Source organism: Gemmata sp. (genome assembly GCF_051859125.1).
GTDB lineage: Bacteria > Planctomycetota > Planctomycetia > Gemmatales > Gemmataceae > Gemmata.
In genome coordinates, this window is the sequence record NZ_JBHYGG010000306.1 from 22,840 (window position 1) to 31,217 (window position 8,378).

The 8,378-nt window shown below is 69.9% G+C and carries 6 protein-coding genes; 2 read left to right on the top strand and 4 right to left on the bottom strand.

Annotated features, from left to right (window positions below):
• Window positions 1–26: 26 nt before the first annotated feature.
• Complete coding sequence (locus ACTIGN_RS33070) at window positions 27–1,649, bottom strand: sensor histidine kinase (RefSeq protein WP_439632040.1); 1,623 nt, start codon at window positions 1,647–1,649, stop codon at window positions 27–29.
• 315 nt (window positions 1,650–1,964) lie between these two features.
• Between ACTIGN_RS33070 and ACTIGN_RS33075 the strand changes: the two genes are divergently transcribed.
• Window positions 1,965–2,882, top strand: a complete 918-nt coding sequence (locus ACTIGN_RS33075) for a sugar phosphate isomerase/epimerase family protein (RefSeq protein WP_439632042.1) — start codon at window positions 1,965–1,967, stop codon at window positions 2,880–2,882.
• 257 nt (window positions 2,883–3,139) lie between these two features.
• On the top strand, window positions 3,140–3,997 hold the full coding sequence (locus ACTIGN_RS33080) for a YsnF/AvaK domain-containing protein (RefSeq protein WP_439632044.1): 858 nt from the start codon (window positions 3,140–3,142) through the stop codon (window positions 3,995–3,997).
• A gap of 275 nt (window positions 3,998–4,272) precedes the next feature.
• Here ACTIGN_RS33080 and ACTIGN_RS33085 read toward each other — a convergent pair whose 3' ends face one another.
• The 3 genes from ACTIGN_RS33085 to ACTIGN_RS33095 form a co-directional block, all read right to left on the bottom strand.
• Entirely contained in the window at window positions 4,273–5,673 is a 1,401-nt protein-coding gene (locus tag ACTIGN_RS33085; RefSeq protein WP_439632046.1) for a DUF1501 domain-containing protein, read from the bottom strand.
• Window positions 5,674–6,055: 382 nt separating this feature from the next.
• Complete coding sequence (locus tag ACTIGN_RS33090; RefSeq protein WP_439632048.1) at window positions 6,056–7,462, bottom strand: ABC transporter permease; 1,407 nt, start codon at window positions 7,460–7,462, stop codon at window positions 6,056–6,058.
• A 122-nt stretch (window positions 7,463–7,584) separates the two neighbouring features.
• Complete coding sequence (locus ACTIGN_RS33095) at window positions 7,585–8,289, bottom strand: ABC transporter ATP-binding protein (RefSeq protein WP_439632050.1); 705 nt, start codon at window positions 8,287–8,289, stop codon at window positions 7,585–7,587.
• Between the last annotated feature and the right edge of the window lie 89 nt (window positions 8,290–8,378).

Here is an 8,378-nt window from a genome sequence, read left to right on the forward strand (position 1 = left end):
CGCGTTCCGAATTCCGCAATCCGAACTCACGCCGCCCGCGCCCCGGGGAACGGCAGCACCACCGCGTCCGGCGCGGGGGCCGGCTCCGGGGTGCCCGCGCCCGCGTCCCGGATCGGCACCCGCACGGTGAACGTGCTCCCGTGCCCCGGGCCGGCGCTCGTCGCCTCGATCGTCCCGCCGTGCTGGTCGATGATCTGGTGGCTGATGAACAGCCCCAGGCCCGTCCCCTTGCCGGTGCGGCTCTTGGTGAAGAACGGCTCGAAGATGTTCTCCAGCACGTCCGGGGTCATCCCGCACCCGGTGTCGGTGAACGACAGCGCGACCGCGTCCCCGCTGGTGCGGAGCCCGATGGCGAGGTTGCCGCCGTCGTCCATGCTGTCCAGCGCGTTGACGATCAGGTTCAGGATCACGCTCTTGAGGTCCTGCGAGTTCACCTGCGCGACGACGTACTCGGTGGGCTCGAACTGGATGTTCTTGGCCCGGCAGTTGGGCAGGTGCCGGGCCACCTCGAGGACCCCGCGGACCAGCGCGCCCATGTCGGTGCTCTCCCGCTTCCGCTCGCCGGTGCGGCTGAAGTCGAGGAGCTTGGTCGTGATGTCCTTGCACCGCAGCGCCTCGCGCTGCACCATGCCCAGGTAGTTGGCGATCACCTCGGCGTCGGCCGGGGGGTGCCCCAGCGCCGCCGACGCCTCGGCCAGCACGTCCTTGAGCCGCCGCTCCAGCGCCTCGGAGCAGAACAGGATGCTCGCGAGCGGGTTGTTGATCTCGTGCGCCACCCCGGCCGCGAGGAACCCGACCGACACCATCCGCTCGCTGCGGACGAGCTGCCGGCTCCGCTCGTTCACCTGCCGGGCCAGGTCGGCGTAGGTCGCGCCGAGCCGGGCGGTCATCGCGTTGAACTCCTCGGCCAGCCCCCGGAGCTCGTCCTCGGGTTCGAGGTCCAGGGTGATCGGGTGCTCGAAGTCGCCGTGGTGGACCCGGGCGATGCCGGCCTGGATCTCGCGGATCGGGTTGAACAGCCACTTGTGGAAGTAGTACATGAGCGTCAGCATCAGCACGACGGCCCACAGGATCGCAAAGCGGACGACCCAGATCACCCGGTGCATGGCCTTGTTCGACTGCTTGATGCTGTCCTGGATGTCCTTGATGAGGGCGAGCCGCAGGTGATCGGTGCAGCGGCGGACCTCGTCGTAGTGCGGCTTGACGTGTGCCCTGAGCCGGAGCGGGACCGTCGCGTCGCTCTCCCCGGCCGGGTTCCACTGCCGGATCGCGTTGCCGAGGTTCCTCAGGTGCCCTTCGAGTTGGCCGACGAGCCCGGCCTCCAGGTCGCCGCCGTCCGGGTCGAGCCCCTGGGCAACGGTCCTGGCGTTCTCCTCGCGGAATTCGGCGAGTTTCTCGCCCGCCAGGGCTAGGGCCTGCTCGAACTCGCGGACCTCGGCGGCCGTGTCCGTCTGCTGGTCCGGCCCCTTGAGGATCTCGACGAGGTAGCTAACGTGCTGCAGTTCCATCATCTTCTGCTCGGTGGTGCGCATCGTCTGGGAGTACGCGCGGATGCCGAACAGGGCACCGGTGACCAGCAGCACGATGCAGCTGAACACCAGCCCGAGCCCGAGCACCAGTTTGTACCGCAGCCGACGTGGACGCGCCACCGGAGTGCCTCCGTGCGGTTCCCGTGGCCCTTCCGTGGGCCGGGGGTACTCGCAAAGCCGCGGGACTGTACCAAGTGCGTTCTTACAAGACGAGAGCATTTTTTTCCGGGCCGCGGGGACAGAGTTACAAGCCGGTTGTGGCCGCCCCTGAACCCGCCCCGGGCCCGTGGACGCCCGATCAGACCGGCGCGCGAGAACCCCGAGAAATTCACCGTTTCCACACCCGCGGGGCCGCGGCGCCCCGCGGCGTCAATACAACGAAGCCGCGTCCGAACCGCCGCCGGTCCCGCCCCTCCCGAACCCCAACGGTGGACGATGCAACTCGGATTCGTGTCCGCGATCCTCGGCGATCTGAAGCTCGAAGAAGTGTTGGCCCTCGCCGCCGACGAGGGGTTCGCGTGCGTCGAGCTGATGTGCTGGCCCCCGGGCCGGGCCGACCGCCGGTACGCGGGCGTCGCCCACCTCGACGTGAGCGACTTCACCGGGGACCAGGCCGAGCACGTCCGCGGGCTGGTCGAGCTGCACGGGGTCGCGATCTCGGGCCTGGGGTACTACCCGAACCCGCTCGACGCCGACCCGGGGCACCGGGCCGCGGTGTGCGAGCACCTCGTCAAGGTGATCCGGGCCGCCCCGCGGGTCGGCGTGTCGGTCGTCAACACGTTCATCGGCCGCGACCACACGAAGACCGTCGCCGACAACCTCGCGCGGGTGCCCGAGGTGTGGCTGCCGATCGTGAGGGAGGCGCGGGCCGCCGGGGTCCGCATCGGCATCGAGCACTGCCCGATGCTGTTCTCGGACGACGAGTGGCCGGGCGGGAAGAACGTCGCCTGCACCCCGCAGACGTGGCGGCACCTGTTCGCCGCGTTCGACGCGGTCGCGCCGGGCACGGTGGGGCTGAACTTCGACCCGTCGCACCTCGTGTGGCAGTTCGTCGACTGCGGCCGGGCGGTGCGGGAGTTCGGGCCGCACCTGGTCCACGTCCACGCGAAGGACGAGCGGATCGACCGCGACCGGCTCTACCAGGTGGGCGTGACGGGACAGGGGTGGCACGTCCCGAAGCTGCCGGGGCTGGGCGACGTGGCGTGGGGCGAGTTCTTCGCGGCGCTGACCGACACCGGGTACAAGGGGCCGGTGTGCGTCGAGGTGGAGGACCGGGCCTACGAGGGCTCGCTCGCCGAGCGCACCCGCGCCCTCCGCCAGAGCCGCAAGTTCCTCGAGCAGTTCATGGGGTGAGTCGCGCCCGCCGTGCGGGAGAGGGGCGGTCGCCCGCGCACTCGCTCGCCCAGCGCGGCCCCCCGCCGGTGGCCCCTCTCCAGAACGGCGTCCACGCTCCCCGCCGGTCAGACTCACATCGCCAAGAAATCTCGCCGTGCTGTGCGGTCACGGGCGATTTCCGGACAAGTTCGGGCCCGCCGGGTCAGGAAATTGGCACCGTGTGTGCTAATTATTTGGTCCGGAACGAAGTCGCCCGCACCGACGAGAGTGACATCATGGCGAACGACAAAAAGAAGGATCCGGAGAAGACCGTCGACGTGCCGCCGTACGGCAGCCGGAACCCGGACCCGATCACCGACGCGCCGGGCTCGCACCCGATCGAGACGGGCATCGGGGCGCTGATCGGCGGAGCGGCGAGCGGGGCGGCGGCCGGGGCGGTCGGCGGGCCGATCGGGGCCGTGGTCGGCGCGATCGTCGGCGGCGGGTTGGCCGGCGGGTTGGCCGGCAAGGGGGTCGGCGAGTTGATCGACCCGACCACCGAGGACAACTGGCTCCGGGAGTACAGCGCGAAGTCCGATTCCAAAGCGGACCCCGACGCGTACCGGCCGGCCTACCGGTACGGGATCGAGTCCGGGTCGAAGTACACCGGCCGGCGGTTCGACGAGGTGGAGCCCGACCTGCGGTCCGGGTGGGAGTCGTCCCACGCCAAGTCGGGGGTCGCCTGGGACCAGGCCCGCCCGGCCGTCCGCGACGCCTTCGACCGGACCATCAAGCTCCACGAGGAGCGGCTGAACGTCACCAAGGAGTCGGTGAAGACCGGCGAGGTCGGCGTCCGCAAGGAGGTCGTCACCGAGCACAAGCAGATCACCGTCCCGGTCGAGCGGGAGGAAGTGGTGATCGAGCGGCGGCCGGCGTCCGGCGCGACCACGACCGGGGGCATCCGGGCCGAGGAGATCCGCATCCCGGTCAAGGAGGAGAAGGTCCACGTCACCAAGGAGACGGTGCTGAAGGAAGAGGTGACCGTCGGCAAGCGGAAGGTGCAGGACACCAAGACGGTCGAGGGCGACGTCCGCCACGAAGAGGTGAAGGTGGAGTCCGAGGGCAAGACGAACGTGCGGACCGACAAGAAGTAACCGCAGCGTGCGACTGAAACGCGAGCCGGGCCGGGGTGGCAACACCCCGGCCCGCTTCACGTTGTGTCCGCGGCTCAGGCGTAGGGCCGGCTGTGCCGGCCGAAGCACCGTGGTAGGCTCAGGTCACGGCCGGCACAGCCGGGCCGACTGATACCGGATCGGATCGCGTGGACATTGCCTTGGTGGGGCAGGCATTCGTGCCTGCCTCCCGACGCGACTGGAGGCAGGCACGAATGCCTGCCCCACCAAACAAAATCGAACCCGGTCGCCCGTGGTCACGCCAGTTCGCGGATCGGGTCGCCGAACGGGAGCATCGGCATGGGGCGGCCGCTGCCGTCGAGGAACGCGGTCGCGTTGTAGTCGATGCCCAGGTGCGTGAACACCGTCGCCCACAGGTCGTTCGGCGTCATCGGCCGGTCCTTCGGCACCTCGGCCTTCGACGTGGTCGAGCCGACCACCAGCCCCGTCTTGCACGCCCCGCTCACCAGCACGCTCTGCGCCTGCGGCCAGTGGTCGCGGCCCGGCTGCGTCACCTTCGTCTGCGTGCCCTTCGAGTACTCGACCTTCGGCGTGCGGCCGAACTCGCCGGTGACGACCAGCAGCACCCGCTTGTTCAGCCCGCGGGCGTACAGGTCCTCGATGAGCGCCGAGATCGCCTGGTCGAGGAACCCGAGCTTGTACTGCGTGTCCTCGAAGATGTGGCAGTTGACCGCGTGCGAGTCCCAGTTGTAGCTGTGGCTCTCCTTCATCTTCTCGCCCGGCGGCGTGGCGTTCTCCATCACCACCGTGACCCAGTTCGAGCCGTGCTCGACGAGCCGGCGGGCCATCAGCGCCCGCTGCCCGTAGCGGTGCATGCCGTACCGCTCGCGGAGCTTTTGGGGCTCCCTCGACAGGTCGAACGCGGTGCGGGCCGAGTCCTTCGTCACCAGGTCGAGCGCCCGGCCGCGGAGCGGCCCGATGGCGCGTGCGCCGTTGGTCAGGTCCGGGCCGTTGAGCGGGCGGTCGAGTTGGTTGAGCAGCGCGATCCGGTCGGGCATCTTCGCCTCGGCCCCGGCGACCGGCGACAGCCCGCGGACCTCGAACTTCGCCTCGGCCGGGTCGCCGGCCACGGTGAACGGGTGCGACTGCGGGCCCAGGTACGCCGACCCGAAGCTGAACGTGTCGATTTGCTGGCGGCCGCCGTCGCACACGTTGACGTAGTTCGGGACCGCGGCCTTCCGCCCCTTGAGCACCTCGGCCGCCATCGACCCGACCATCGGCGTGTCGTTGACGAACCCGGTCGGCTGGAGCGGGTCGCGGCCGGTGAGGAACCGCTTGTGCCCGCCGCCGTGGTCCGCGAACGTGTGCGCGATCGACCGGATGATGCTGTACTTGTCGGTCACCGCCGCGAGCCGCGGCATGTGCTCGCAGATCTGGACGCCGGGGACGTTCGTCTGGATCGGGCGGAACGCGCCGCGGTACTCCAGCGGCGCGTCCGGCTTCATGTCGAACGTGTCCTGGTGCGGCGGGCCGCCCGGGAGCCACACGAAGATGACGGCCGGGTCGTTACTGGTGTGGTCCGCGCCGCGGGCCCTGTGCGCGAGCGCCGGGCCGGCCGCGGCGGCCGCAACGGCGACCGAGCCGAACTTGAGGACGTCCCGGCGGCTGGGGCCGGGGCAGTGCGAGTTGCGGTTCATGCGGGACGGGCTCCGCGGGAGGCGGGACGGCGGACAGGTGACGTTCAGGATACGCGAACGAGCGTGACGGGTCAAACGTGTGGGGCCCGCGGAGCCCCCTCGTCCCCGGCTTCGCTTCTGGACCAGGGGTTTGCTCGCTGCGCTCGCAGCACCCCTGGCTACCCTCGGCCGCCGCGTCCGCGGCTCCAAACCAGAAGCGCGCCGGTTCAACACTGGCGCTTATGGTTCGCTCAGTCCGGGAATGGGAGACACCCGGCCGGGTTTCCCCTGCACCGGGTGCCTCGCCAGCGGAACTGGACGGGGAACACCCCCGTCCATTGGAATAACTGCCCAACCCCGACAACTTGCGCCGCTTACCGTGGAACGCCCACGGTCCACGCGGTCAGTCGTGCCGCAGCGCCTCGATCGGGTCGAGCCGGGCGGCGCGGCGGGCCGGGTACCACCCGAACAGCACCCCGACGCCGACCGACACGAACAGCGACATGAAGATCGCCGGGACGTGGACCTTCGCGGGCAGCGGGTTGGCCGCGAACAGCCCCCAGACGAACGGCACCAGGAACACCATCACGATCCCGAGCACCACGCCGCACAGCCCGCCGACCGTCGTCTGCACCACCGCCTCGACCAGGAACTGGAGCGTGATGTCCTTCTGCTTCGCGCCGAGCGCGCGGCGGATGCCGATCTCCCGGGTCCGCTCGGTCACGGTCGCGAGCATGATGTTCATGATCCCGATGCCGCCGACCAGCAGCGAGATCGACGCGATCATCGCCATGAGCGTGAGGAACCGGTTCTTCGCGCGCTCGGCTTCCTCGAGCTTGTCGAGCGGGATGGTGACGGCCCAGTCCCGCTTGGCCCCGTGCTCCTGCTCCAGGATCGCCTTGATCGAGTCGCCCACGGGCCGCACCTTGTCGATGTCCGACACGGTGATCGTCACCTGGTTGTACTGCACCTTCTCGTTCACCCGGGACCCGGACGAGCGGACCGAGATGACCTCGCCGAACCGGGCCACGGTCGTGTTGAGCGGGAGGTAGATGTCGCGGTTGTACTCCTCGGCCGCCTGGCTCCCGCCGGTGCCGCCGGTCGGCATCCGCTCGCGGACCACGCCGACCACGGTGAAGTCGAACGTGCGCATCAGCACCGACCGGCCGACCGGGTCCTCGAACGGGAACAACTTGTCGGCCGCCTCGGCCCCGAGCACGCACACGTTCTTCCGGTCCCGGTCGTCGGTCGGCATCAGGAACCGCCCGCGGGACAGCTCGAGCTTGTGGACGTCGGCGTACTCGGGCGTGGTGCCGATGACCCGGGCGTTGACGAGCCGCTCCAGGAACCGGGCCTCGGTCGGGAACACCCGGAGCGGGACCACGCGGACGATCGAGTCGCCGATCGTGTCGATCCGCTCCAGGTCCCGCTTCACCAGCCCGTAGGTGGTGACCCACGACCGGGTCGCGGTGGCCGAGTCGTCGGACGGCTTCACGCTGCGGACGATGATGTTGGTCGCGCCCTGGCGGCGGATGTCCTCCAGCGCGTCCTGCATGGACCCCTCGCCGAACGCCATCAGCGCGATCACCGAGCTGGTGCCGATGATGATGCCGAGGACCGACAGGAACGACCGGAGCTTGTGGAGCCACAGGCTCTTGACCGCGAGGTCCACGCTCCGCTGGAGCTTCGCCCCGGCCCCGCTGCGGCGGACCCGCACGGCCCCCAGCACGCCGAGGGCGACCGCGACCAGGGCCGCGACCGCCACCGCGATCAGGTTCGACTGCGACGGCTCATCGAAGAAGGTGTTCATGGCGGCTGCGGTCCTGCGGTTCTGTTCACGCTCTGCTCTGGTGGGGCAGCCATTCCTGTCCGCCTCCAGCCGCCTCGCGAGGCCGGCACGAACGCCTGCCCCACCGGGAAGCACCGGCGGGCTCACGCCACGGTGCGGGCGTCGTTGCGGACGTCGGACTCGACGCGGCCGTCGCGGAGCCGCACGACCCGCCGCGCCCACTCGGCGATGTCGTTCTCGTGCGTCACCATGATGATCGTCTTGCCGCCCCGGTTCAGCGTCCGCAGCATCTGCATGATCTCGACGCTGGTCTTCGTGTCCAGGTTCCCGGTCGGCTCGTCGCCGAGGATCAGGTGCGGGTCGTTCACCAGGCTCCGGGCGATGGCGACCCGCTGCTGCTGGCCGCCGGACAGTTGCAGCGGGCGGTGGTCCAGCCGGTCCCCGAGGCCGACCATCTCGGCCAGCTTCACGCACCGCTCCTTGGTCGCCGCGTCGAGCTTGATCCCCTGGTACAGCAGCGGCAGCTCGATGTTCTCGACGACGGTGTACTGCGGGAGCAGGTTGTACGACTGGAAGATGAACCCGAGGTAGGTGCTGCGGACCTCGGAGAGCTGGTCGTCGTTCATCTCGGCGACGTTCACGTCGCCGAGGTAGTACGCGCCGGACGTGGGCCGGTCGAGGCACCCGAGGACGTTCAGGAGCGTGGACTTGCCCGACCCGGACGGGCCCATGAGGGCGACGAAGTCGCCCTCCTCGAACGTGAGGTTCAGCCCCTTGAGGACGTTCACCGTCTGCGTCCCCATGTAGTAGTTCTTGACCAGGTCGGCGACGCGAACGATGGGTGGCATGTGACGGTTCGGGGTGGGGTTCCGGCGAGCGGGGGGCGTGAGCCCCCCGAGTGATTGCGAACGACCAGGACTCGGGGGGCTCACGCCCC